Genomic DNA, 25,727 nt, shown 5'->3' on the forward strand with positions numbered 1-25,727 from the left:
CATGAACCCCGTCCATTTTGCCTTTCTCGCCCTGCTCTTCATTGCCGTCTTCGGCACCGTGCTGGTGGCCATGCGCAGCTTTGCCCCCGATCCCTTGCGCCAGCGCATGGACAACGCCACCGGCAAGAGCGCGGCGGCGCCTGGCGCATCGGCGCCCAGCCCATGGCTGGCGCGCATGGTGCGCCTGAGCGGTCCGCTGGCCAAACTGTCGCTGCCCGACCAGGGCTGGGAAGGTTCCGTGATGCGCCGACGCTTCATGAATGCCGGCCTGCGCCAGGCATCGGCGCCCATCCTGTTCTTTTCCGCCAAGACCATGCTGGCCATCGGCCTGCCCCTGCTGCTGTTCCTGGGCCTGAGCGCGTCGGGCAGCCAGATGGCGGGCAAGGCATTGCTGTTCTGGCTGCTGATCGTGGCCGCCATCGGCTACTACCTGCCCAATATTGTCCTGGCACAAATGATCAAGCGGCGCCAGCGCGATATCTTTGAAAGCTTTCCCGATGCGCTGGACTTGATGACGGTGTGCGTGGAAGCGGGCCTGGCCATGGATGCCGCGCTGGCCCGGGTGGCCGCGGAGATCGCCCTGAAAAGCACCGTGCTGGCCGAGGAATTGCACCTGGTGATGCTCGAACTGCGTGCCGGCAACACCAAGGAGCGGGCGCTGCGCAACCTGGCCCTGCGCACGGGCGTCGAGGATGTCGACGCGCTGGTGGCCATGCTGATCCAGGCCGAACGCTTCGGCACCAGCATCGCCGCCTCGCTTCGCGTGCAGTCGGACCAGCTGCGCATCAAGCGCCGCCAGATGGCCGAGGAAGAAGCGGCGAAGATCGCCCTCAAGCTGCTGTTCCCGCTGATCTTTTTCATCTTCCCTTCGCTGCTGGTCGTTTTGATGGGACCAGCCTTCCTGCAAATCTACCGCGTGCTCCTGCCCAGCATGGGCAGCGGCAGCTGACCGGAGAACCGCCATGTCACAGCACACCACCCTGATGCTCATGCTCGCCTGCGCCGGCCTGCTGCCCGCCTGCGGCCACCTGCCCGGCCCGGCCAGCCAGGGCAATCATGTTGCGCCACCCCAGGCGCGCATCGATGACAGCCCCGCCACCCGCACTGCCGCGTTCTGCAAGCTGGGCAAGCGCATGCTGGAACTGGGCGACCCGCGCGCTGCGCTGGCCGCCTACCGCGAAGCCCTGCTGCTTGAGCCCGACTCGGCCGATGCGCGCAATGGCGCCGCCGTGCTGCACGCGCAGCTGGGCCAGCTGGAAACGGCCCGCAGCATGCTGCAGGCGCTGGCGCTGCAAGCGCCGACGGCCAGGACCTACAACAATCTCGGCTACGTGCTGTACCTGCAGGGTGAGTATGCCCAGGCGGCCGACGCGCTGCGCCAGTCGCTGCAGCTCGACAACGGCCAGCAGCCGGCGCGCGCCAACCTGGACCTGGCCATCGCGGCGCTGGCGCGCAGCATCGGCACAGTCGATGCCACCGCGGAGGCCATCGCGCCCGACCTGGCGCCGGCGCCCATGCCAGCGGCGCCGGCCAGCCGCTTGCAGCTGACGCAATTGCAGCCGAATATCTTTGCGCTGAGCTGGCGCGACGCGCCCGTGGCGGCGCAAACCGCGCCAGCGGCTATCCGCGCCCTGGCCAAGCCGGCGATGCCGCTGCCACGGCTGGAAGTCATCAACGGCAATGGCGAAACGGGGATGGCGGCGCGCATGCGCGGCATGCTGGGCGGCATGGGCATCAGCGTGCTGCGGCTGGGCAACCAGCGGCCGTACGGCATCCAGGCCAGCAGCATCGTCTACCGTCCCGGCCACGCCGAGGCAGCGGCCGCCCTGGCCCTGGCATTGGGCGGCATGCCGCAACTGCAGGCGGCCGGCGACAGCGGCATCGGCGCGGGCGCCGACCTGCGTTTATTGCTGGGCAAGGATGCAGCGGCCAGCCTGCGCGCGCCGGACATGCGCCTGGCATCGAACACGGCGCCGTAGCAGTGGCATCAGCGGCGGCGTCAGCGTGGCAGCAGGCGGCGGTCGGCAGGGTTGATCAGGAAGCCTTGCAGGATATCCTGCAGCTGCGGCAGTTTCGCCACGTAGGCGGGAATGCCCAGCTGGCGCGCGCCGAAGTAGTGGGCGATGATGTCGCCCTGCTGCTCCATGTTGAAGTCGGACAGGACGCCGCCAGCCTGCGCATCGTAGCGGTAGGCGCGCTGCCCGATGTAGCCGCCGCGCAGCGCGAGCAGCACGCCATGCAGCAGCACGCCGTAGCCGAGCTGGTACTGCCACACGTGCACCATCTCGTGGATGAAGAACAGCTTGCCGCTGTTGCCTTCGCGGGAAAAATCGTCGCGGTACTGGGCCGGCATGAAGTGCAGGCTGCCGCGCGGCGTCATGGCCGTGTTCTGGTCCTGCAAGCCAAACGGAAGAAAGGAGCCGCGCACGACGCGCACGCGCGCGTAGTCGATGGCGCCCTGGAAGACGCTGCGGGCCATGGCGGTTTCGCCGATGGTGAGGGGACGGCGCAAGACTCGCATGAGGAGAAAGAAATAAAGCGCGGCAAGCGGGAAGCCTGCCGCGCCGGAGCCGCTTACGCTGAACGCAGGCCGCTGGCCGCCTTCGCGATTTCCGTGATGCGGTCCCAGTTGCCGGCCGCGATCGCGTCTTTCGGCGTCAGCCACGAGCCGCCCACGCAGGCGACGTTCTTGCACGCCAGGAACTGCGACGCCGTCTCTTGCGAGATGCCGCCCGTCGGGCAGAACGTGATGTCCGGCAGGGGGCCGTAAATCGCGTTGAGCATGCCGATGCCGCCCGCCGGCACGGCCGGGAACAGTTTCAGCTGCTGGAAGCCGTTTTCACGCGCCGCCATCACTTCGCCTGGCGTCATCACGCCTGGCAGCAAGGGCAAGCCGCTGCTTTTCGCCGCCGCCACCAGGGCGGAAGTCAGGCCTGGCGAGACGCCGAACACGGCGCCCGCATCGCGCGCCTGCGCGAATTCCTCGGGACGGGTCAAGGTACCGACGCCGACGATGGCGCCCGGCACTGCCGACATGGCGCGGATCGCTTCGAGGCCGTGCTTGGTGCGCAGGGTCACTTCCAGCACGCGGATGCCGCCCGCCACCAGCGCGCGCGCCAGCGGTACGGCGTGTTCAGGATCGTCGATCGCAATCACGGGGATCACGCTCGAAGTGCGCATAATTTCCAGTAGTGTCATGGTCATCTCTTATTTCCTAGCCAAAAAGTCTTCATCGGAACCCGGTACGGTATCACCGACATTGTCGGCGTCGTGCAAGGCGACGGTGGTGGGAATCGGCGACGGCAGGCCGAAGGTGGTGGCACCCTCTTCCGCCGCGCTGACGGTGGAACGGAACATGGAAAACAGCTCGCGGCCCATGCCGACGTGGTTCGGCGACAAGTCGGCCGTGACCAGCGAACGGGCGTGCCAGACGTCGGCCGGCACCAGCGCCTCGAGCACGCCCGTGAAGGCGTCGAGACGGATGATGTCGCCGTCGCGCACCAGGCCCAGCGGGCCGCCGGCGAGAATCTCCGGCGAGACGTGGATGGCGGCCGGCACCTTGCCCGATGCGCCCGACATGCGGCCATCGGTGACCAGCGCCACGTGGCGGCCCGCATCCTGCAGGTTGGCCAGCGCTGGGGTCAGCGCATGCAGTTCCGGCATGCCGTTGGCGCGCGGGCCCTGGAAGCGCAGCACGGCAACGAAATCGCGGTCCAGGGTGCCCGCCTTGTAGGCGGCCATGAAATCTTCCTGCGAATTGAACACCAGCGCCGGCGCTTCCACCGTGCGGTGCTGCGGCTTGACGGCCGAGACCTTCATCACGGCGCGGCCCAGGTTACCTGCGACCAGGACCATGCCGCCGTCCGGCGCGAACGGGTTCGAGGCGGGGCGCAGCACGTTTTCGTCGGCGCTGGCAGCCGGTGCATCTTTCCAGAAGACCTTGCCGTCTTCGCCGAGGAACGGTTCCATGCAGTGGGCGCGCAAGCCGTGGCCCAGGATGGTGTTGACGTCGTCGTGCAGCAAGCCCGCGTCCAGCAGTTCGCGGATCAGATAGCCCGTGCCGCCGGCCGCGTGGAAATGGTTCACATCGGCATCGCCGTTCGGGTAAATGCGCGTGAGCATCGGCACGATGGCCGACAGTTCATTGAAATCGTTCCAGTCGATGACGATGCCGGCCGCCTTGGCGATCGCCACCAGGTGCAGGGTGTGGTTGGTCGAACCGCCCGTGGCCAGCAAGCCCACGACGGCGTTGACGATACATTTCTCGTCGACGATATGGCCGACCGGCAAGTAACTGGCGCTTTGCGCCGTGATGACGGCGGCGCGCTGGGCGGCCGCTCTTGTGAGCGCATCGCGCAGCGGGGTATTCGGCGTGATGAAGGCGGCGCCCGGCAAGTGCAGGCCCATCACTTCCATCAGCATCTGGTTGCTGTTCGCGGTACCGTAGAAGGTACAGGTGCCGGCGCCGTGGTAAGCTTTCGATTCGCCTTCGAGCAAGTCTTCACGCGTGGCCTTGCCTTGCGCATACAGCTGGCGCACCTTGGCTTTTTCCTGGTTCGACAGGCCCGACGTCATCGGACCGGCCGGCACGAAGACGGCCGGCAAATGGCCGAAGTGCAGCGCGCCGATCAACAGGCCCGGCACGATCTTGTCGCACACGCCCAGGTACAGGGCCGAGTCGAACATATTGTGCGACAGCGCCACGGCCGTCGACATGGCGATGGTGTCGCGCGAGAACAGCGACAGTTCCATGCCCGGCTGGCCTTGCGTAACGCCATCGCACATGGCGGGCACGCCGCCGGCGAACTGGGCCACGGCGCCTACTTCGCGCACGGCTTGCTTGATGATCTGCGGGAAGCCTTCAAACGGCTGGTGCGCCGACAGCATGTCGTTGTACGAGGAAACGATGGCCACGGAAGGCTTCTTGTATTCCTTCAGCGACAGCTTGTCGTTGGCGGGAAAGGCGGCAAAGCCGTGCGCCAGGTTGGTGCACGACAGGGCGCCGCGCTGCACGCCCTGGATGCGGGCAGCATCCAGATGCGCCAGGTAGGCGCCGCGCGATGGCCGGCTGCGCGCGATGATGCGCGCTGTTACGGATTCGACTACTGGATGCAGCGCCATATGGATTTCCTTAAAAATGAGTATTTCGTGAAATTTTACTACAAAATGGTCGTGCAGAAGCACTCTTGCAGTGGCCAGTGGCAGAAATAATCCATTTTTCCACGACCTTTCAAGGCAAAACAACAGCGTGCCACGCCCACTCGTCTTGCTTGCCTATCTATTGCAGCACGGATAAAACGCTGAAAAAACGCTGAAAATGCCAGGCGCCTGCACAAACTGTAGTGAAATTACGTTTTTCTGATGTATTATTCTCATACCAATGCCGGATCCGCTGTTCGCCATCACGAACGCGCCGCGCCCCTTTCAACCGAGACAAGCACCCAAGCCGACCGCCATGCGCCAGCCAGCACCTACTCCTGCCATCACCGCCACCGCCAGTTTCCAGTCCCTGCAAGCGCATCGCGCCAGCCTGCGCGAAGTGCATCTGCGCCAGCTGTTCGCAGCCGACCCCGCGCGCTTTTCCAGCATGACGGTCGATGCGGCCGGCCTGCTGCTCGATTACTCGAAGAACCGTGTCGACGCCACCGCCATGCGTCTGCTGATGGACCTGGCCCGCGAGCGCGGCGTGGAAGCGCAGCGCGAAGCCATGTTCACTGGCGAGAAAATCAATCTTACCGAACATCGGGCCGTTCTGCATACCGCCTTGCGCGCGCCACGGGGCACCAAGCTGGTGGTCGACGGCCAGGATATCGATACCGACGTGCAAGATGTGCTGCAACGCGTCAAGGCGTTTACGGATAAGGTGCGCAATGGCAGCTGGCTCGGCTACACGGGCAAGCCGATTTGCGACATCGTCAACATCGGCATCGGCGGCTCGGACCTGGGCCCGAAAATGGCTTGCCTGGCCCTGCGCTCGTATGCCAACCCTGGCCTGGAAATGCACTTTGTTTCCAACGTCGACGGCCACGACATGGAAGCGACCCTGTCGAAAGTCGATCCGGAAACGACCTTGTTCATCGTGGCCTCGAAAACCTTCGTCACGGCCGAAACCATGCTCAACGCCAACACGGCGCGCGCCTGGTTCCTGCTCGAAGGCGAAGAAACCGACTTGGCCAAGCATTTTGTGGCCGTCTCGACCAACACGCAAGCCATCGTCGACTTCGGCATTTCGCCGGACAACATGTTCCCGTTCTGGGACTGGGTCGGCGGCCGTTACTCCGTCTGGTCGTCGATCGGCCTGGCCGTGGCCCTGTCCATCGGCTTTGAATACTTCAGCGATTTCCTCGCCGGCGCGCATGCGATGGACCAGCACTTCCGCCAGGCGCCGCTGGAACAGAACATGCCCGTCGTGCTGGCCATGGTGGGCTTCTGGAACCGCCAGTTCCTCGATTGCGGCTCTGTTTCCATCGCGCCATACCACCAGGACTTGAGCCGCTTTGCCGCCTACTTGCAACAGCTGGACATGGAAAGCAACGGCAAGCGCGTCACCAAGGATGGCGTGCCCGTCGACGTGCCGACCGGCCCCGTCATCTGGGGCGACTGCGGCACGAATGCGCAGCATGCGTACTTCCAGCTGCTGCACCAGGGCACGGACATCACGCCCATCGATTTCATCGCCGCCCTGCGCGCCACGCACGATTTACCGGGCCACCACGACGCCCTGCTGGCGAACTGCTTTGCCCAGTCGGAAGCCTTCATGACGGGCAAGACGGGCGATGAGGTGCGTCTTGATCTGCAGGCGCAAGGCTTGCCGGACAGCGAGATCGAGGCGCTGGTACCGCACAAGACCTTCCCCGGCAACCGTCCCAGCAACACCATTTTGATGGACCAGCTGACCCCGACCACCCTGGGCGCCCTGATCGCGCTGTACGAACACAAGACCTTCGTGCAGGGCGTCTTGTGGAACGTCAACAGTTTCGACCAGTGGGGCGTGGAACTGGGCAAGGTACTGGCCAAGAAAATCCAGGCCGAACTGACGGGCGAAGCCCGTCCCGACCACCACGACAGCTCGACCAATGGCTTGATTGCGCTGGCTAAAGCTGCAAAAGCCGCATACTAAAAGAGATAGATGAATATTTACGAAATTAAAGTAGTCAGCGACAAACCCATGCAAGTGGGCGAATGCCCGCTATGGCATGGCAAGGAAGCGGCCCTGTACTGGGTCGACATCGATGGCCGCGCCGTGCACCGCTTGCACCCGGCCAGCGGCAAGCATGACCAGTGGAGCATGCCGACGGAACCGTCGGCGCTGGCGATCAACGCGGGCGGCGGCCTGATCGTGGCCTTGCGCAGCGGTTTTGCCCACCTCGACACGAAGACGGGCAGCCTGGCGGAAATCGCCCCGGCGCCGTTCGACATGGCCACCACGCGCTTCAACGATGGCAAGGTCGACCCGGCAGGCCGTTTCTGGGTCGGCACGATTTTCGAGCCGCGCAACGCCGATGCGGCGGAAATGTTCGTGCTGGAAAAGGGACAAGTGCGCAAAGTCTGGTCGGGCGGCATGACCGTCTCGAACGGCCTGGGCTTTTCCCCCGACAAGCGCGCCATGTATCACTCGGATACCACCACGCACCGCATCGACCGCTTCGATTTCGATGCGGCCAGCGGAGCCATTTCCGCGCCGCAGCCGTTCCAGCGTTTTTCCATGGACAAGAAAGCTGCGGACTACGGCGGGCGCCCCGATGGCGCGGCCGTCGACAGCGAAGGCAATTACTGGTCGGCCATGTTTGAAGGCGGCAAGATCTTGCGCTTCGCCCCCGATGGCCAACTGCTGGGCGAAATTACCGTGCCCGTGCGCTGCCCCACCATGGTAACGTTTGGCGGCCCCGACCTGCGCACCCTGTACATCACCAGCGCCAGCCATAACCGCTCGGCCGAGGAAATTGCCAACTACCCTTTGAGCGGCCACGTGCTGTCCGTGCGCGTGGACGTGGCGGGCCAGCCGGAGACGGCTTACCAGGCGTAATCGTTTCAAACATGAAAAAGCGCCGGCACCTGCGAGGGTCCGGCGCTTTTTTTACGCTCACGTAGGTCGGATTAGCGGGGCAAGGTCCCGCGTAATCCGACAACAGTGTTGGCCATGGTGGCGTCGGACTACGCGGCATACACCGCTAATCCGACCTACGGTTGCTTCAGCTTACCGCGCCAGCACCTTGCGGATGGTTTCAGCCAATTCAGCCGCCACGAATTTCGCCACATAACCATCGGCACCCACGCCCTTGACGTGGTCTTCGTTGGTCGAGCCCGTCAGCGACGAGTGGATCACCACGGGGATGTTGGCGAAGCGGCCATCGTTCTTGATGTTGCGCGTCAGGGTAAAGCCATCCATTTCCGGCATTTCCAGGTCGGTCAGCACCAGCGCCACCTTGTCTTTCGCCGTCTTGCCTTCCGTGGCCGCCTGGGCCGAGATGGCCTGCAGGCGTTCCCATGCTTCCTTGCCCGTCTTGGTCATGATGAAAGGCACGCCCATCGCTTCGAGGCCCTTTTCGATCAGCGAACGGGCCAGCGAGGAATCGTCGGCCGCGAGGATCACGGCGCCGGCCGGCAAGCGCACTTGCGGGCCGATGCTGTTCTCGTCCACGTCCGGGTCGCCCGACGGCAGCACGTTGCGCAGGATTTGTTCCACGTCCAGCACTTGCGCCAGGCGCGTCTTGTCCGTATCGCCATCGAGGCGCGCGATACTGGTGACGAGGCCGCCACCGACGCTCGATTCGGCCGACAGCACCTGGTTCCATTCCAGGCGCACGATTTCATCGACCTCTTCCACGGCAAACGCCTGTGTCGAGCGGGCAAATTCGGTCACCATCAGTATCTTCAAGCCATTGCTCTTGCAGCCGACCGCCATCGGCAAGTCGATCACGGGCACGATCTGACCGCGGATGTTGACCACGCCCAGCATGTGCGGGTGCGAACCGGCCACGGCCGTGATGGCCGGCATTTCCATGATTTCACGGACTTTGAACACATTGATGCCGAATAGTTCGCGGCTGGTCGAGTGATCACTGGTACCCAGCTTGAACAGGAACAGTTCGAATTTGTTATTGCCTGTCAGGCTCGTGCGTTCATCGACATCTTGCTGCATTGAATTCATTGTGTCCCCTTGAGCCGTCTTGTAAAGTTAAGTCGCCTGTCCTGATGCTGCGGACAGTGCGGACTGCACGTCGCATGGACGTCGGATGGCGGGTTCGGGGCATGGCCGGCGCTAGCGGTGCAGTGTATATCGTACAATTTCTTACAACCAATAGTTGCTATCGATTCGAGCTTGAATTATACGGTTTTTTACTTTCTTCAAAGCTACTTTACGCTGCCAACAGCGATCCTGACAGCATTTCTTGATTTGCTTGTTGCTACAGCGCAAATGATGACGGAGAGAACTAGAAATTTCCCTGGCAACCATGGTTGCTTTGAAAAGGCTATGAAAAGCAGGACACCGCGCCGGCACCGGCGAACGGCATATAATGGCCATGCCGGCGCCGCTGGCGGGCATACCGGGCAAAATGGCGACGGCAGGGGCTGGAATGTAGTAAAATTTCTTGCAATTGCCTGTTCTACGTAGTAAATTTACACCACCGATTATAGTAGCGACAGACTGGCACTTCCGGTCGGCCTCCTCCCCGCTCCGGCCCTTTTACTTTTGCGACGACACTCACTTATGGCACTTACCGATTTTGACCTGGTCCTGTTTGGCGGCAGCGGCGATTTAGCAATGCGCAAATTGTTGCCTGCGATGTATGCGCGCGACGTCGCGAACGATTTGCCGCCGACGGCGCGCATCATCTGCGTGGGCCGCCAGGACAGCGGCCAGGATGCCTTCCTGAAAATGGTGGAAAGCAACTCGCGCCCCCATATCAAGGCCAGCACCCTGAATGCCGCCACCTGGAGCAAATTCTGCGCGCGCATCGTGTATGTGTCGCTCAACGCCAGCGATGCGGCCACGTATGCACCGCTGGTCGAAGCGCTGCGCGGCGATGCCGACCTGACGCGCGTGTATTACCTGGCGACGCCGCCGCATCTGTTCGCTCTCATCTGCGACAACCTGGAAGACAACGGCCTGGTGACGCCGAATTCGCGCGTGGTGCTGGAAAAGCCGCTGGGCCGCGACCTGGCCAGCGCCAAGCAGATCAATGCCGAAGTGGGCAAGGTTTTCCAGGAATCGCAGATCTACCGTATCGACCATTACCTGGGCAAGGAAACCGTGCAGAACTTGCTGGCCCTGCGCTTCGGCAATATCCTGTTCGAACCGCTGTGGCGCCGCGAGTGGATTTCCGACGTGCAGATCACCATCGCCGAGAAACTGGGCGTGGGCAACCGCATGGGTTACTACGACACCTCGGGCGCGCTGCGCGACATGCTGCAAAACCACTTGCTGCAACTGCTGTGCATCGTCGCCATGGAACCGCCGACCTCGATCGCGCCGGACGCCGTGCGCGATGAAAAGCTGCAAGTGCTGCGCTCGCTGAAAAAATTCACGCCCACCACCCTGGCGCAGAACATCGTGCGCGGCCAGTACCGCGCCGGCCACGTCGACGGCGCCACCGTGCCGAGCTACCGCGACGAGCCGGATGCGCCGGAACATTCGCGCACCGAAACCTTCGTTGCGCTGAAGGCGGAAATCGATACCTGGCGCTGGGCCGGCGTGCCGTTCTACCTGCGCACGGGCAAGCGCATGGCCGACAGCCTGGCCGAGATCGTCGTGCGCTTCAAGCAGATTCCGCACTCGATCTTCAACCAGCCCACGTCGAGCTTCCAGCCGAACTGCCTGGTGATCCGTTTGCAGCCGGACGAAGGCTTGCGCATGAACCTGATGGCGAAAACCCCGGGCGACGGCATGCGCTTGAAACCGGCGGAACTGGAACTCGATTTCCGCGAATCGTTCAAGACCCCGCGCATGGACGCCTACGAGCGTTTGCTGCTCGACGTGCTGCGCGGCCAGCTGACCCTGTTCATGCGCGGCGACGAACTGGAAGCGGCCTGGGAATGGGTCGAGCCGATTCTCGACAACTGGGAACAGAACGACAGCGCGCCGATTCCGTACACGGCCGGCACCTGGGGTCCCGCAGCCGCCAGCGCCCTGATCGGCCGCGATGGCTTGCAGTGGCGTGAAGAAGCGCTTCCTGAAGACTAGTTTGGAAGCGCAAGGAGTCTGGCCTTGCAAGGCCAGACCGTTACGCAGGCGTGGAGCAGTGCTTCACGAAACCCCTGCTTCACCCCTGCCAGAAGACTAGTTTGGCAAGGTAAGGAGCCTGCCCATGCATGGGCAGGCCGTTACGCAGACGCGGAGCGGTGCTCTGCGAAACCCCTGCTTCACCGCTTCCCGAAAACAGAAGACTAATTTAATGCTGCTTGACTCCATCCGCACCCAGCTCGATTCGCTCTCCAAGTCGGAGAAAAAGGTCGCGCTGGCCGTGCTTGACCAGCCTAACCAGACAGTCAGCCAGAACATCACGGCGCTGGCGAAAAGCGCGCAGGTGTCGGAACCGACCGTGGTGCGCTTTTGCCGCACCCTGGGTTATGACGGCTGGCATGAATTCAAGCTGAAGCTGGCGCAGGGCCTGGCCCTGGCCATGCCGGGCGCAAACGAACAGCCGGCGCAGGACGACCTGGCGGCCGACCTGGTGAATAAAATCTGCAGCCGCTCGATCAACACCCTGCTCGACCTGCGCAACAACCTGAACCCGGAAGCGATCCAGCGCGCGCTCGACATCCTGTCGCGCGCCAGCAAGATCGAATTCTATGGCCAGGGCACGTCGGGCATCGTGGCGGCCGACGCCCAGCACAAGTTCTTCCGCTCGGGCGTGCCGACGGTGGCCTACAGCGACCCGAACATCCACAGTATCGCGGCGGCCCTGCTGCGCGGCGGCGACTGCCTGGTAGCCATCTCGCAACGCGGCAACAGCCCCGCCTTGGTCCGCTCCGTGAAACTGGCGCGCCGCGGCGGCGCCGACGTCGTCGTGCTGGCCCCATCGGGCACGCCGCTGGCCGACCTGGCGACCGTCCTGATCCCGATCGACCTGGTCTTCAACACCGACCCCTACACTCCGATTTCAGCCCGCCTGGCCTACCTGGTCGTGATCGACGTGCTGGCCGTGGGCCTGGCCCTGCAACGTGGGCCGGAATTCCGCAAGAAGATGCAGAATGCACAGAAGGCGCTGCAGGAATTCGACATGCAGTTCGATTCCTTCATCGGCTGATTCCCATCGGCGCCAGCCTCGCTGGTGGGGATCGATCCTTTCCGCGACAGGCATCAAGGCATATCGGCAGGTTTTCCCGAATGGAGAATAGGATGCGTTTTTGCACGTCCGCCTGCATTTGACACGACAACCCTCACCCCGTCATCGGGGAAGAAATGCATATAGATATCCCCGGGCTCATCGTATTTCTCCACTTCCACCATTTTTTCTTTGATAACGTCGGTATGCCCCTCAGGCATATTCCACCGCACCAGGACTTTCATTCCCGGATACCACACACGAGGAATGGATGTGCAGCAAATATTGGCAAGTCCCGCCCCCCATCTGGCCATATTCCCCCCTCCAGCCCCGTCAACCGACGCGGAGTAAATGAAATTCCCGGTATGGTTCACAATACCCACCTGCGCCGTCGCGGTAGGACTTGGGCCGGCTTCCTCAACCTGCCTGGCCTTGAACGCGCAGCCGCTCAGCAGCAAGGCAGCGCCAAGATAAATAATCCATTTCATCATTTTCCTTTCGGCTCCAGCCGTGCAGAACTCACGCCCTATGCGAGCGCCTCGACCCGGCTTGCGTAGCGCTGCTGCGCCAGGTAAATTTCTTCATCGACTTTGGCTTGCGCAATATCCTGTGTTAAGTTGTCGCTCCATACGAATTCTTCGGGTACTTCTTTTGCCTTGATGCCGGCCGTCGGCATGCGTTGCAGCTCGTTTTCGTGCACGCTTTTCCGGAAGAAGCCGCTTTGCGGATAATAGCCTCGGCGCAAGATATAGCCGCCACCCTCGCGACGCGTATAGGTTTGCGTGGTGATCACCGCGCTGCGCATGGCGGCGCTGTCGGCATCCGTACGGATTGGGTAGGGCGTGCCATACTGCGCTTCCTTGACCAGTGCTTCCTCATCCGGCGTCAATGCTTCGCCATTCTTCTGCTTCAGTTGCGCGGCTTCCGTCTTCCGGCTGAGCTCATACGCGCGTTTATAAAAGCCGTCTTCAGGCGGTTTATTGGCGAACGAGGCGATCTTGGCCCGCTTGTCGTATTCCGTCACTTCGCCCGCCATATAAAAGCCGGCAAGGGAATCATGTACATAATCGTCAAAAAACCGCATCACTTCGAGCGGTAGCGGTTTGGGGTGATCGAATATATCGAGCGCCCATGCTTCCCATTCATCCAGGGGCGTGTGATTTTGGGCGCGATAGTATTGCCAGTGATTGATGCGCGCAATATCCCGGGCGCTGAACGGTTTCTCCTCATCGCCATGACGAAAGGCCTTGCGTGCGCGCAGCGCTTCCAGATCGCCCGCCAGCAAGCGGTTGTAGGAGCCCAGATCCTCGCGCTCCTGCGCGCTGGCTGCCTTGAAGCTGGCCGTGGCTTCCAAGGTCTTGACGCGCACGGCGCGCCAGCGGTAATACAGCTCCATGTGCTTGCTCAGCAAAGCGCCTTGCTTGTTAAGCTCGGCGGTATATGCTTCCCATGCCTTGGCAAGCTCTTGACTGACCTGAAAATCATCTCGGTCCGTTGCCTCCAGTTCACTGAACGGTATCAAGGGCACGCCCTTGATACGGGCCTCCTTGAACATATGTGCCAGTGGGATTTGCGACAGCAAGGCCGCTTGTCCGCCACGCCCCTTTCCCTGCTCGCCCGGACCATAGCCGCCTCCCACGTCCGAGTGCACACCAGGAAAATACACTTCCTCGATCTTCCCTGTCAGGCGCGTGACGGGAAAATTCATGCGCTGCTCATGCGTGGCAATACAATGCAAGCCGGCTTGGACGCAGGACGGCAGCGGTTTGAGCAATTCATTGGCCCAGGCCCAATGGCCATCGAACATCGCGCCAGGCGCAATCGTGGTTTTCGCGACAGACGCCGAACTGCCCACGGTTGCCACCGTGTCGAAGACGCCAAGAAAATCGATGCTGACGGGGATGCCGGCAAACTTCTGCACCTCACCTTCACCCGGCGTGAGCAAATCGGCAAACAGCTGGCAAAACGCCACCGCCTCGGCGGCACCCCGCGAAAAACCGAACACGGACAGGGTCAGCGATGGGATATGCGGCTTGGGCCGTGCCACCATCGCCTCCCTTAGTTTTTCAATATGCTCAGCGAACCAGTCCGAGTGGGTCATGAAACGCTCCCTGCCGGTTGAGGGATGCGGCACCTTTTTGTGGCCTACGGCATTATCATAAGTACGGGCAAGTTCGCCAGCCTTATCTGATTTATATAATGGAGTTTCATCTCCATATACCGTTCGATGAATTGCATTTAAAACCTGCAACAATCCCCACACAATTCGTGGCTGCCCTCCTTTGGCAAAAGCTTTCCCCTCATCCGTTTCAGTCAATTCACCGATTTCCGCAAATGGAGTTCCGACGCCAGGAATATAATTTCGAAAATATCCCGCACCCCGTTTATTCGATGGAAAACTTGAAAATAGCCGCGCCACATTACTATGACTGGCATTATTGGCGTCGACTACAACATTACTTATAGGAATAGGCTTCTTTGTTTTCGGGTCGAGCACGCCTGTCCTAACCCCATTCCTATCGCGCTCCAGGTTATTATTGGTTCCATCAAAGAAAAGTCCAACCCTTACTGGAATACTGCACGGTGCATTATCTTTATTGTCACATGCCTCCTTGGCAATTTCGGATTGTTCTTTCGTCGACGGTTTGAGAAAGAAATCGACGGGAAACGGCGCGGAATGGGGAGTTTCACTGATCATGATATCAAGGAATATTGGCAGGTTTCCCGGAGTGAAGAATAGGATGAGTTTTTGCACCCCCTCCCGCATTTGACACGACAACTCTCACCTCGTCATTGGGAAAAAAATGCATATAGATATCCCCGGGCTCATCGTATTTTTCCACTTCCACCATTTTTTCTTTGACAATATGCGTATGTTCTTCCGGCATATCCCAGCGCACCCGGACTTTCATTCCCGGATACCATACCCGCGGAATAGAAGCACAACAAACATCAGCCCCTCCCGCTCCCCATCTGGCCATATTGGCACCTCCTGCCCCATCCACCGACGCGGAATAAATATACTTCCCCGTATGGTTGACAATACCCACCTGCGCTGTCGCGGTAGGACTTGGCCCGGCTTGCTCAACCTGCCTTGCCTTGACAGCACAACCGCTCAGCAGCAAGGCGGTGCCAAGATACATAATCCATTTCATGATTTTCCTTTTATCAAAGTAAGCAGTTGAATGAACAAGGCTAGGCAGCTGATCGCGCCTGCCAGAAATCGTCGGGCAGCGTGTCGAGCTCGGACAGGTAATTCGCACCCTGGCGCGTCCGCCGCAGCAGACTGGCCATCGCCGGATGCAAGGTGAAATCATCGGCCAGCATCAAAGCCAGGGCGCTGAAATGCTGACGCAGGCCCGCCGCCTCGATGCCGCTGGCATTTGCCACAAGCAAATGACGCGCCACGCGCGCATGGCACTCGGCCGGGGTGCCTGAATGAAACAGGTCCGGCTGCACATCATGCAGATTGGCCAGGATGGCGTCGGCCTCGGCGGTATCCACCAAGGAGGCAAAGGCGATGTCGTTCAAGGGAAATTTATCAAACTCCGCAGGGACGGGACTGGGCTGAGCCTCGCCTTGCCAACTGATCAGGGAACCATCGCGCCGCAGCGACCACCAGCGGTAGATGGGACTCAGCAAATGCGCATATTGGGTTTGCGTCAAGGCCGCCAGCAAGGCCGGCAATGTGCGACTATCGGCCCAGCGCACTGGCCATTCGACGGTATCTGGCGTGATGGCAATCAAATAGGGGCGCAGATGCTGCTCCAGCCGGTCGATATTGAGCGTGCTGGCGATGATGCTGAGCATGGGCTTGCCTGCGCATAGCGAAAACAGGCGCTGCAGCCACGCGGCCTGCTCGCTGCTTGCCGATGGCGCCGCCATTAAATGCGGTGCGGCGCTCTTGAAGTTTTGCAGCGAGGTATAGGCATACAGCGACTGGTGCCGCAAGCGGCTCGGGTAGCGCTTGGTGAAAAATTCCTCGTCGCAGGCGCCGTCGAGCAGCGCCAGCAGATGCAGGGGCTGGCCGCCGTTCGCCACTACCGCGTCCGCACGCAAGGCCTGCAGTTGCTGCGCGATCAGCGCTGGAACTTCTGGGTCGGGAACATCGATGGCAAAGTACATCAGGGCTCCTTTTCTAGGCTGCCGTGGGTGCGACAAACGGACTACCGCTACGCAACGCTGCCAGCAGACACGCTTTACAGACGCTGGCAGGCAGCGCCGGCAATGGATAAGCGAGCCGTGTCGGCCCGATAAAACTCTTCCTGCCGGCATGCACCGTGATCTTGCCCGGACACTGAATCGTAATATTGCCGCCCTCGATGGTGATATTCGCCCCGCCCGCAGTCGACAGGCGGATGCTTTTTGCCGCCGCCCAGTCGATATGCGCGTTGGCGCTGATCAGATTGACTTCCTCGCGCGCCTGCACCTTGAGCAGGTCGGCCTGCGCCTGCACGTCGATGGCCTGTTTGGCGGCGATCATCTGCAGGCCGATATTGTTCTCGCCCGCCTTGACCACGCCGCCCAGGGCGCCGATGGCCTGACCGCTGTGCACGCGCAACTGGCCGCCGCCGGTGAACTGGGTATCCTGGCCGCTCATCAGTGTGACGGTTTCGCCGCTGGCCAGTTGCATGTCTTGCCCCGCGACAACGCCCAGTCCGGCCCTGGCGGCAATCGCGATGATGGCGTCCTTGGTCTGTGGCAACTGGTCGTGCATGCCCGCCACAGTGGCCAGCATCGCCTTGAGCGGCGCGGCCTTGTTGTCGAGCACGCTGGCGTCCGGCGTCTCTGCGCCAAGATGGCTGGCGTACGTTACCGTTTGATGCGTCTTGGCGGCGGTGTTAAATGTGTCGCCCAGCATCACGGCCTGTTTCAGCAGGGCAATGCCGGATCCGTTGTCGCCGGCCGGATCGCGCTGCGACGCGTCGTGCCCGAGCAGATAGCTGGTCACCAGCAGACCCGCCCTGGCGCGCACCGCGCCATACGCATCGGTGCGCAGCTCGGCGCCGGCGCCGCGCAGGCTGCCACGGTAATTGTCGGCACCGTGGATCAGATGCCCCAGGCTCAGTTCGCTGGCCGCATGGCTGCTTTTCAGCTGTACGCGGCCCTGGCTGTCGCTGTCGTCGAACAGCAGCTGGTTGTAACCGGCCATGCCGCCCGCCTTGCCGAACTCCTTGCTGCGGATGCCCCATTGCGCTGCTCCATTGCGGTGCGCCGCGCTGGCGCCTGCGGCGCCATGCCACAGCGGACTGTTGCCGCCCGCCAGGTTGCCCTGGCCGGCTACCGCGTGATCGTGTGCCGGCTGGAAAACACCAGCGTCACCTGACTCGCCCCCGACGCCGCCCGGGGTCAGTTTGGTGCCGCCCTCGCCCTGCCCGTTGTACAGCGCGCCGATGATGACGGGCCGGTCGATATCGTTTTCCAGGAATTGCACCAGCACTTCCTGGCCGATGCGCGGCAGGAACTGGCTGCCCATGCCGCCGCCGGCCGCGCGCTGCGCCACGCGCACCCAGCAAGTCGCGCCAGTCTCCTGCTGCCAGTGGAAACGGATGCGCACCCGGCCCAGCCTGTCGCAATAAATTTCATCGGCGCCGCTGGCCGCGTCATTGCCATCGGCGCCCACGACGATGGCGCTCTGGCTGCCCAGGGCGGTCGGCGTGGCGTGCTGGCGCGCATCGTTGCTGTCATGCACCGGACGCCACGGCGTGCTTGCGGTGATCATCTCGATGCAGTTGGCGTAACCGCTGGTTTGCGCCTGGGCGATCGCGGCGGCGACATCGGAAAATCCTGCGCCCCACTCTGCCACGGTTTCTTCCAGCAATTCCGGTATCGGGCCGAACAGTTCCGCCAATCCCTCCAGGGCCGGCGCCGGCAGGTTGTTGACGCCGATGCTGGCCACGCGCAGCACGACATATTCGGACGCGGCACCATCGGCCTGCGGTAACGGTCCCTGCGTCAGGGTAAAGCGCGTGCCGGCGCGCAGGGTGCGCACGGTCGAACGGGCCTGCCACAGCTGGGCGCGCGCTTCATGGGCCTGCATCTGCAACTGCGCGTAGCGCTGCGCCTGGGCGGCGCTGGCGTACCAGTACTGGCCCGGTGTGTCGTAGCTTTCCAGCACCGGCGCGTTCTTGCCGCCAAGCGCGATGTTGGCCGGCACGCTGGCGGCCACGGCCTTTTTCGCCTTGTAGTCATAGCTGAGCACGCTGCTCAGGCCCAGCTGCAGGCTGCGCCGCGCGCTCAAGGCTTGCACGCTGTCGCCCGGCTCGCCGACGCGCGCGCCATGAAAGCGCAGCCCGCCCGCCTGTGCGCTGCTGGCGTCCTCGGGCGTGGCGCAAGCCTGGCTGCTGTCGGCAAAGACGACCATGGTCTGATCGTCAAACCGCCAGGCCAGCCCTTCTTCGGTCAGCAGCCGGCGCACGAAATCGAAATCCGATTCGCGGTACTGGCAGCAATAGCTGCGTTCGCCCACGTCCTGCACGAAAGACGCGACCTCGTCGCTCCAGCGCCACAGCGCATATGGCGCATACGCTTGCAATACCTCGTCGACGATGGCCATCACGCTCCGATCTTGCCAGACGCGGCTGTTACGCACTTGCGTCAACAGAAACAACCAAGGCGTGATGCGCAGGCGGTAGCGCGCCAGGCCGCCATTGCTGCCCAGCATGGCCGCTTCGCTGATGTAGCCGGAAAACTGCGTGCGCGTGCCGTCCGCCAGGCTGATATGCAGGCTGGCCGGCTGGCCCAGCAGGGACGCCAGCGCAACATGGGCGCTGGTGGACAAGGCGATGATGTCGCGCGCGCCGACCTCCTGCAGCCGTTCGTCGGCGGCAAAGGCTTCGACCAGCAAGCCGCTGTCCTGACCATCGTCGCCGATAGCCAATGCATACAGGCGTGCCGCGCCGTTGAAGGCGGCCACTGCGCTAACGATATCTTGTGTCAAAAGATGCTCTTCATCTGGAGTGTGGCATCGCACATTGCTTATCAGAACAGTGTGCAAAATAAACAATTCCAGGCAATTATGCGCGAGTTCTCAAAAAAGCAAGATTCAATTGAGCAAGTAGCGCACGGGGAAGACATTAGTCGATGCTTGATGCAACGGATTCGGTACAATACTCCGGCAAGCCCATTCACTCTTTCCCGTGCAGCCATGAACCAACTCGAACAACTGAAGCAATTTACTACCGTGGTGGCCGACACCGGCGACTTCCAATCGATCCAGGCTTACACGCCGCGCGATGCGACGACGAATCCGTCGCTGATCCTGAAGGCCGTGCAAAAGGATGAATACAAGCCGCTGCTGGAAAAGGCCGTGCGCGACCATCCGAACGCCTCCACAGCCGAAATCATCGACCGCCTGCTGATCGCGTTTGGCGTGGAAATCCTGCAAACCATCCCCGGCCGCGTCTCCACCGAAGTCGATGCGCGCCTGTCGTTCGACACGGAAGGTACTGTCGCCAAGGGCCGCGACCTGATCGCCCTGTATTCGAACGCCGGCATTCCACGCGAGCGCGTGCTGATCAAGATCGCTTCCACCTGGGAAGGCATCCGCGCCGCCGCCATCCTGGAAAAGGAAGGCATCCGCTGCAACATGACCCTGCTGTTCTCGCTGGCCCAGGCCATCGCCTGCGCCGAAGCGGGCGCGCAGCTCATTTCTCCGTTCGTCGGCCGCATCTACGACTGGTACAAGAAATCGACGGGTATCGACTACATGGGCGCGGAAGATCCAGGCGTGCAATCGGTCCGCCGCATCTACAACTACTACCGCAAGTTCGGCTACAAGACCGAGGTGATGGGCGCGAGCTTCCGCAACACGTCGCAAATCCTCGAACTGGCCGGCTGCGACCTGCTCACCATCAGCCCCGACCTGCTGCAAAAGCTGGCCGACAGCGATGCGCCGGTGGAGCGCAAGCTGAGCGCCGAAGCGGCGCCATCGACCAACATCGTGCAAATGTCGCTGAACGAGGAAGCCTTCCGCTTCATGATGAATGAGGACGCGATGGCGACGGAAAAACTGGCTGAAGGCATCCGCGCCTTCTGCGTCGATTCCGGCAAGCTGAAACAGATGATCTCGGCACTGCGCTAATCACGACGTGCATAAAAAAAGCGGCGCCCGTGCAATGCACGGCGCCGCTTTTTTCATGCCTGCGTGATCAGGAACAGCGGAAGGTGGCCACGCCCTGGTAATTGGCGCCATTGGCCAGCTGCGCCTTGTAAGCGGCGATCAGCAGATAGCGGCCAGCGCCGCCGTCGCCCAGCATCAGCTGCGCGCCCGTGCCATTCGACAGGTAGCCGCCAGTGATGCTGCTCGACGCGGCCGAAGCCATGCTGGTAGCAGCACTCACCTTGCCCGTGCTGCCACCGGCGCTGGCATCGAGGGACAGCGCCACCTTGGCGCCGGAAGCATCGAACGATACGCTGGCGGTGCCGCTGGCCGTGCCGAAGTAAGCGGTCGACGAGACGCTGCTGCCGCCCGTATAGCTTGGCGCCGTGAACGCACCGGCATCGCAGGTCAACGTACCGGTCGCTGGCAGTGCGGCGAGCACGTTATAGGCGACATAATGCGCACTGGCATTATTGCCGGTCAAGGTCGTGGCGCCGGAAATATTGCTGAACGCGCCCTTGAACCAGCGGCCCTGCGCGAAGGCCGCGTCGCCGCTGATGTCACGCGTCACGGACGGATTGCCCGTCAGGACGATGCTGCCGATAGTGCTCAAGGCGCCGGAGGCGTCCTGCACCAGCGTGCTGGCCTTGCCATTGCTCTGCAAGCCGATCGACGTAAAGACGAAACGGCTGTTGTCGCCATTGACGAAACGGGCGCTGACGGAGCCCGTGTCTTCGCCGGTGGCGGTCGGCGTGACAGGCACCACTGGGGGGGCAACAGGTACTACGGGCGTCACGGGTGGATTCACGGCGACCACCGGGTCAGCTGGGGAGGACGAGCCGCCACCGCCGCAGGCAACGAGAGAGCCAGCGATGAGGGTCAAAACAAAAGCGTGATTCAATTGCATACGATTCCAATAAAAAAGCAGGGCATAAGGAATCCTTGGCACATGCCAAAAATTCAACGTCCAATATTATGCAACATTTCTCAAGAGAATGGTTGCCTTAAAGAAATTTACTAATACTAACAATGTGACTATAACGAGCGCGACTGTTTCGTGACGCCACGCTGGCGGTAAAATAGCTGGCCACAGGCCGTCAACGACTACTCATGCAATCACCGATCACCATCCGCCTGGGCCGCCGCGCCCGGGCGCGCATCGCCGACAACGGCTTGCGCGCGCTTGACGTCGCCATCGTCCCTGCTGCCGCAGGCGGGCCAAAAGGCTTGATCCTGCACCAGCTCGATTGCTGGCTGTTCGGCGACTTCCTGGCCCAGGCGCCACGCCCGCGCCATTTCGTCGGCGCCTCGATCGGCGCCTGGCGCATGGCCGCCGCCGTGTTCCCCGACCCGGTGGCCGCGCAGCGCCGCCTGGTGCGCGAATACGTGGGCCAGCGCTATCCTGACAAGCCCGATGCGGCGCACGTCAGCCGCACCTGCCGCGCCCTGCTCGACGCGGTCCTCGATGGCCAGGATGCGCAGCTGCTGCGGCACGAGCGCCATAGCTTGTCGGTGCTGGCCGTGCGCGGCATCGGCGCGCTGGCGCAGCCGGGCAAATGGCGCGACCGGCGCGGCTTCCTGCTGGCCGCCGCCGGCAATGCCGTGGCACGGGCGCACTTGGCCGCCTCGCTGGAACGCGCGGTGTTCCATGCGGGGCCGGACGGCGCCAGTTGGTTGCGCTCGCGCTTCGACGCCTTTCATTCGCATTTCGTGCCCCTGGCGCAAGAGAACCTGCGCGACGCGCTGCTGGCCTCCGGCTCCATCCCGCTGGTGCTCGATGCCGTGACGGACATCGCCGGCGCGCCACCCGGGCGCTACTGGGACGGCGGCCTGGTCGACTACCATCTGCACCTGCCCTACCAGCGCGAACCGGACCTGGTGCTGTACCCGCATTTTGCCGACCATATCGTGCCGGGCTGGCTGGACAAGGCCATGCCCTGGCGCCGCGCGCGCAGCGGCGATAGCGCACTCGACAACATGATCCTCGTCTCGCCCTCGCCCGCCTTCGTGGCCAGCTTGCCGAATGGCAAACTGCCGGACCGGCGCGACTTCCCCCATTACGGGCAGGACCACGCGGCGCGCATGCGCGACTGGCGCCGCGCCATCGCGGAAAGCGAGCGCATGGCGGCCGCCTTCGCCCGCTGGGCAGAGCAGCCGGACCTGCGCCAGGCGCTCGATCTGTAGCAAGGGCGAGACTGCAACACGCGCCAAAACAAGCGCGCTTTTCCCTCGCCTATTGGTCACTTATCAGTGCATACTATGTCGCACAGGCAACCTTCAATCCCTCTGCGACAGGAGTTTCAACCATGCACGCCCTCTCCCACCTTCGTATCGGCACGCGCCTGGCTGCAGGCTTCGCGCTGGTGCTGCTGCTGTCCGTGATCTCCACCTCGTACGCGCTGTACAGCGCCCATGTGAATGCCGAAGCGACGCGGCAAATGATGGAAAAACCGCTGGCCAAGGAACGCCTGGTATCGGACTGGTACGTGCTGATCTACTCGGCCATCGCGCGCACCTCGATGATCGCCAAAAGCACGGATGAAACCTTGTCGAGCGTGTTTGCCGACACCATCGCCGACAGCACGAAACAGGGCAGCGAACTGCTGAAGAAAATCGAGACGCTGCTCGACAGCGATGAAGAAAAAGCCATCTTCAAGTCGTCCATCGCCGAACGCGTCAAGTACCAGGATGCCAAGACCCTGGTGATGAATGCGCGCAAGGCCGGCAACGCGGCGCAGGCGGAAAGCGCCTACCGCGACAGCTTCGCGCCGGCCGCCGCCAAGTACCAGAACAACGTCAAGGCCCTGCTGTCGCAGCAGCGCCAGGCCATCGACGCCACGGCGCAAGCGATCGAGGAAGCCAACGGGCGCAGCTTTACCCTGCTGCTGACCTTGTGCGCGCTGGTGGTGGCGCTGGGCAGCGTCTGTGCCTGGCTGATCACGCGCTCGATCACGCAGCCATTGAAGGCTGCCGTGAAGGTGGCTGAAACGGTGGCCGACGGCGACTTGCGCACGCATTTCGGCACGCCCGCCAGCGATGAAATCGGCGACCTGATGCGCGCGCTGCAGGGCATGAACGAGGCGCTGCGCAAGGTGGTGTCGGAAGTGCAGACGGGCACCAATGCGATTGCCACGGCCTCCGGCGAAATCGCCGCCGGCAACCAGGATCTGTCGGCGCGCACGGAGCAGCAGGCCAGTTCGCTGGAAGAGACGGCATCGTCGATGGAGGAACTGACCAGCACCGTCAAGCAGAATGCGGACAATGCGCGCCAGGCCAACCAGATGGCGGTGGCCGCGTCAAGCGTGGCCGAACGGGGCGGCAGCATCGTCAGCCAGGTGGTCGACACCATGGGCGCCATCGACACGGCATCGACGAAAATCGTCGACATCATCGGCGTCATCGACGGCATCGCCTTCCAGACGAATATCCTGGCCTTGAACGCAGCCGTCGAAGCGGCGCGCGCCGGCGAGCAGGGGCGCGGCTTTGCCGTCGTCGCCACGGAAGTGCGCAGCCTGGCGCAACGCTCGGCCGCGGCGGCGCGCGAAATCAAGACCCTGATCGGCGACTCGGTGGAACAGGTCAACAATGGCACGCGGCTGGTACATCAGGCCGGCAGCACCATGAACGAAGTGGTCGACAGCGTACGCCGCGTCACCGACATCATGGCCGAGATCACCGCCGCCAGCGCCGAGCAAAGCATGGGCATCGACCAGGTCAACCAGGCCATCGCGCAGATGGACCAGGTGACGCAGCAAAATGCGGCCCTGGTGGAGGAAGCGGCGGCAGCGGCCGAAAGCATGCAGGACCAGGCTGCGCGCCTGGCGCAAGTGGCGGCCGGCTTCCAGCTCGAACACATGGCGACAAAGGCGCCGGTACGCAGCGCGCGGCCGGCGCCCACCCAGCAGGCCAAGCCGGCGGCCAGGAGCGCCGCCGCCAGGCAGCCAGCCATCGCGGCCAGGAGCGCGCCTGCTGCGCGCAAGCCCCAGGCGCAGGTGGCTGGCGAGCAGGATTGGGAAGAGTTTTAAGACTGGCAACAGGGCCAGTCAAAAGGGTTTGACAGCGCCGTGGCGCGCGAGGATACTTGTTTCAGGTGGCAGGGCGCACCACCGGCAGCAATACGTGTTGCGCCTGACATCGTTCTGCGGGAGCACGAACATGAAATGTATCCGCCGCGTCAGCGCACAACTGCGCCTGGGCCTCCTGTCCCCCTTGCTGCTGTGTGCAGCCCTTGCCGGCTGCGCCACGGCGCCCGCCACCCCGCCTCCGCCCGACCTTTTCAACGATGCCAGCTTTGCCGCGCCGGCCGTGCCGGTCGACCCGCGGCAGGCGTTTGCCATGAGCGACGCCATGCGGCAGTACGTGCGCGTCGATATCGCGCGCGAGGGGCGCAGCAAGAATCCCCGCCGCGCGCTGGCCGATGCCCTGCGCAACAGGGCCGGGCTGCAGCTTGAATATGATGCCGCCATGACGCGCACGGCGGCACAGGCGTTCGATGCGCGCAGCGGCAATTGCCTGTCGCTGGTGCTGATGACGGCCGCGCTGGCCAAGGAAATGGGACTCAATGTGCACTACCAGCTGGTTCTGGGAGAAGAGAGCTGGAGCCGCAGCGGTGGCATGTATTTCGTCGCCGGCCACGTCAACCTCGCGCTGGAACGCCGTGCCGCCGGCAATACCGTCGGCTACGAGGCCGACGCCATCATGCTCATCGACTTCCTGCCTGGCGAAGACCTTGCAGGCCAGCGCACGCTGCAAATCAGCGAGGCGACCATCCTGGCCATGTACCTCAACAATCGCGCCGCCGAAACCATGGCCAGCGGCGAGCTCGATCAAGCCTACTGGTATGCGCGCGCCGCCATCCTGCAAGACCCCACGTTTGCGGGCGCTTTCAATACGCTGGGCATCATCCAGCTGCGCCACGGCGACACAGAACCGGCGCGGCGCACGCTCGCTTACGCACTGGAACGCTCGCCATCGAATACCGTGCTGCTGTCGAACCTGGCGCAGGCACTCGACGGCCTGGGACGCGCGAACGAAGCGCAGCTGCTACGGAGAAAATTGCTGGCCCTGCAGCCGGAACCTCCGTTCCACTTCTTCAACCTGGGCCAGCGCGCCATGGAGGCCGTCGACTACCAGGAAGCGGCGCGCCTGTTCAAGCGCGAGATCGCGCGCGATCCCTACTACCATGAATTCCACTTCTGGCTGGCGCAGGCGTATGCGCGCATGGGACAACTCTCGCAGGCGGGCAGGCAGCTGGAACTGGCGATGGACAACAGCACCACGCGCAGCGAGCACGGGCTGTACGCGGCCAAGCTGCAGCGCCTGCGCGCCGCTACCGCGCACTAGCGCATCAGGCCGCG

The 25,727-nt window shown here is 62.8% G+C and carries 20 protein-coding genes; 10 read left to right on the forward strand and 10 right to left on the reverse strand.

What is annotated here, in order from left to right; translation table 11 throughout:
* The first annotated feature begins 1 nt into the window (after position 1).
* Positions 2-949 (forward strand): type II secretion system F family protein, encoded by a 948-nt coding sequence (locus tag O3297_RS14965; protein ID WP_305049048.1) that lies wholly within the window; start codon positions 2-4, stop codon positions 947-949.
* 13 nt (positions 950-962) lie between these two features.
* Positions 963-1,979: a LytR C-terminal domain-containing protein gene (locus tag O3297_RS14970; RefSeq protein ID WP_305049049.1), complete on the forward strand. Its 1,017-nt coding sequence runs from the start codon at positions 963-965 to the stop codon at positions 1,977-1,979.
* Between the two features lie 20 nt (positions 1,980-1,999).
* On the opposite strand, the gene O3297_RS14975 is transcribed toward O3297_RS14970, so the two are convergent.
* The 3 genes from O3297_RS14975 to edd form a co-directional block, all read right to left on the reverse strand.
* A complete protein-coding gene (locus tag O3297_RS14975) occupies positions 2,000-2,512 on the reverse strand; it encodes a hypothetical protein (protein WP_081345913.1) in 513 nt (170 codons plus the stop codon).
* Between the two features lie 62 nt (positions 2,513-2,574).
* Positions 2,575-3,204 (reverse strand): bifunctional 4-hydroxy-2-oxoglutarate aldolase/2-dehydro-3-deoxy-phosphogluconate aldolase, encoded by a 630-nt coding sequence (gene eda / locus O3297_RS14980; protein ID WP_070260457.1) that lies wholly within the window; start codon positions 3,202-3,204, stop codon positions 2,575-2,577.
* 3 nt (positions 3,205-3,207) lie between these two features.
* Positions 3,208-5,121: a phosphogluconate dehydratase gene (gene edd, locus O3297_RS14985; protein ID WP_070260459.1), complete on the reverse strand. Its 1,914-nt coding sequence runs from the start codon at positions 5,119-5,121 to the stop codon at positions 3,208-3,210.
* Positions 5,122-5,455: 334 nt separating this feature from the next.
* Between edd and pgi the strand changes: the two genes are divergently transcribed.
* Both pgi and O3297_RS14995 read left to right on the forward strand, forming a co-directional pair.
* The gene (pgi, locus tag O3297_RS14990) at positions 5,456-7,120 is read left to right on the forward strand and encodes a glucose-6-phosphate isomerase (protein WP_305049050.1); all 1,665 of its coding nucleotides are present in this window, start codon (positions 5,456-5,458) and stop codon (positions 7,118-7,120) included.
* 9 nt (positions 7,121-7,129) lie between these two features.
* Positions 7,130-8,026 (forward strand): SMP-30/gluconolactonase/LRE family protein, encoded by an 897-nt coding sequence (locus tag O3297_RS14995; protein ID WP_305049051.1) that lies wholly within the window; start codon positions 7,130-7,132, stop codon positions 8,024-8,026.
* A 171-nt stretch (positions 8,027-8,197) separates the two neighbouring features.
* Here O3297_RS14995 and O3297_RS15000 read toward each other — a convergent pair whose 3' ends face one another.
* The gene (locus tag O3297_RS15000) at positions 8,198-9,151 is read right to left on the reverse strand and encodes a chemotaxis protein (RefSeq protein ID WP_070281275.1); all 954 of its coding nucleotides are present in this window, start codon (positions 9,149-9,151) and stop codon (positions 8,198-8,200) included.
* Positions 9,152-9,712: 561 nt separating this feature from the next.
* Here O3297_RS15000 and zwf point away from each other — a divergent pair.
* Both zwf and O3297_RS15010 read left to right on the forward strand, forming a co-directional pair.
* A complete protein-coding gene (zwf, locus tag O3297_RS15005; protein WP_070260463.1) occupies positions 9,713-11,185 on the forward strand; it encodes a glucose-6-phosphate dehydrogenase in 1,473 nt (490 codons plus the stop codon).
* Between the two features lie 211 nt (positions 11,186-11,396).
* Positions 11,397-12,251 carry an SIS domain-containing protein gene (locus O3297_RS15010; RefSeq protein ID WP_034750862.1) on the forward strand — a complete coding sequence of 285 codons (855 nt, stop codon included), beginning with the start codon at positions 11,397-11,399 and terminating at the stop codon, positions 12,249-12,251.
* Between the two features lie 53 nt (positions 12,252-12,304).
* Here O3297_RS15010 and O3297_RS15015 read toward each other — a convergent pair whose 3' ends face one another.
* From O3297_RS15015 to O3297_RS15035, 5 genes are read right to left on the reverse strand one after another with little or no spacing between them, the layout of a single operon-like run.
* Entirely contained in the window at positions 12,305-12,760 is a 456-nt protein-coding gene (locus O3297_RS15015) for a DUF3304 domain-containing protein (protein ID WP_305049052.1), read from the reverse strand.
* Between the two features lie 35 nt (positions 12,761-12,795).
* Positions 12,796-15,024, reverse strand: a complete 2,229-nt coding sequence (locus tag O3297_RS15020; RefSeq protein WP_244965291.1) for a DUF2235 domain-containing protein — start codon at positions 15,022-15,024, stop codon at positions 12,796-12,798.
* The gene (locus O3297_RS15025) at positions 14,972-15,424 is read right to left on the reverse strand and encodes a DUF3304 domain-containing protein (RefSeq protein ID WP_305049053.1); all 453 of its coding nucleotides are present in this window, start codon (positions 15,422-15,424) and stop codon (positions 14,972-14,974) included. Before O3297_RS15025 ends, O3297_RS15020 begins: the two co-directional genes overlap by 53 nt.
* A 40-nt stretch (positions 15,425-15,464) precedes the next feature.
* Entirely contained in the window at positions 15,465-16,394 is a 930-nt protein-coding gene (locus O3297_RS15030; protein ID WP_305049054.1) for a DUF4123 domain-containing protein, read from the reverse strand.
* Between the two features lie 13 nt (positions 16,395-16,407).
* Complete coding sequence (locus O3297_RS15035) at positions 16,408-19,209, reverse strand: type VI secretion system Vgr family protein (protein WP_305049055.1); 2,802 nt, start codon at positions 19,207-19,209, stop codon at positions 16,408-16,410.
* A gap of 207 nt (positions 19,210-19,416) precedes the next feature.
* On the opposite strand from O3297_RS15035, the gene tal reads away from it, so the two are divergent.
* Entirely contained in the window at positions 19,417-20,352 is a 936-nt protein-coding gene (gene tal / locus O3297_RS15040) for a transaldolase (RefSeq protein ID WP_034787048.1), read from the forward strand.
* A gap of 67 nt (positions 20,353-20,419) precedes the next feature.
* Here tal and O3297_RS15045 read toward each other — a convergent pair whose 3' ends face one another.
* A complete protein-coding gene (locus tag O3297_RS15045) occupies positions 20,420-21,277 on the reverse strand; it encodes a hypothetical protein (RefSeq protein WP_305049056.1) in 858 nt (285 codons plus the stop codon).
* 203 nt (positions 21,278-21,480) lie between these two features.
* Here O3297_RS15045 and O3297_RS15050 point away from each other — a divergent pair, with 203 nt between their 5' ends.
* From O3297_RS15050 to O3297_RS15060, 3 genes are all read left to right on the forward strand, one after another.
* Positions 21,481-22,554 carry a patatin-like phospholipase family protein gene (locus tag O3297_RS15050; RefSeq protein ID WP_099388810.1) on the forward strand — a complete coding sequence of 358 codons (1,074 nt, stop codon included), beginning with the start codon at positions 21,481-21,483 and terminating at the stop codon, positions 22,552-22,554.
* A gap of 122 nt (positions 22,555-22,676) precedes the next feature.
* Complete coding sequence (locus O3297_RS15055; protein ID WP_305049057.1) at positions 22,677-24,395, forward strand: methyl-accepting chemotaxis protein; 1,719 nt, start codon at positions 22,677-22,679, stop codon at positions 24,393-24,395.
* A 130-nt stretch (positions 24,396-24,525) separates the two neighbouring features.
* Complete coding sequence (locus tag O3297_RS15060) at positions 24,526-25,713, forward strand: tetratricopeptide repeat protein (protein WP_305049058.1); 1,188 nt, start codon at positions 24,526-24,528, stop codon at positions 25,711-25,713.
* Positions 25,714-25,727 lie beyond the last annotated feature (14 nt).

This window comes from Janthinobacterium sp. SUN128, assembly GCF_030587275.1.
Classification (GTDB): Bacteria; Pseudomonadota; Gammaproteobacteria; order Burkholderiales; family Burkholderiaceae_D; genus Janthinobacterium; species Janthinobacterium lividum.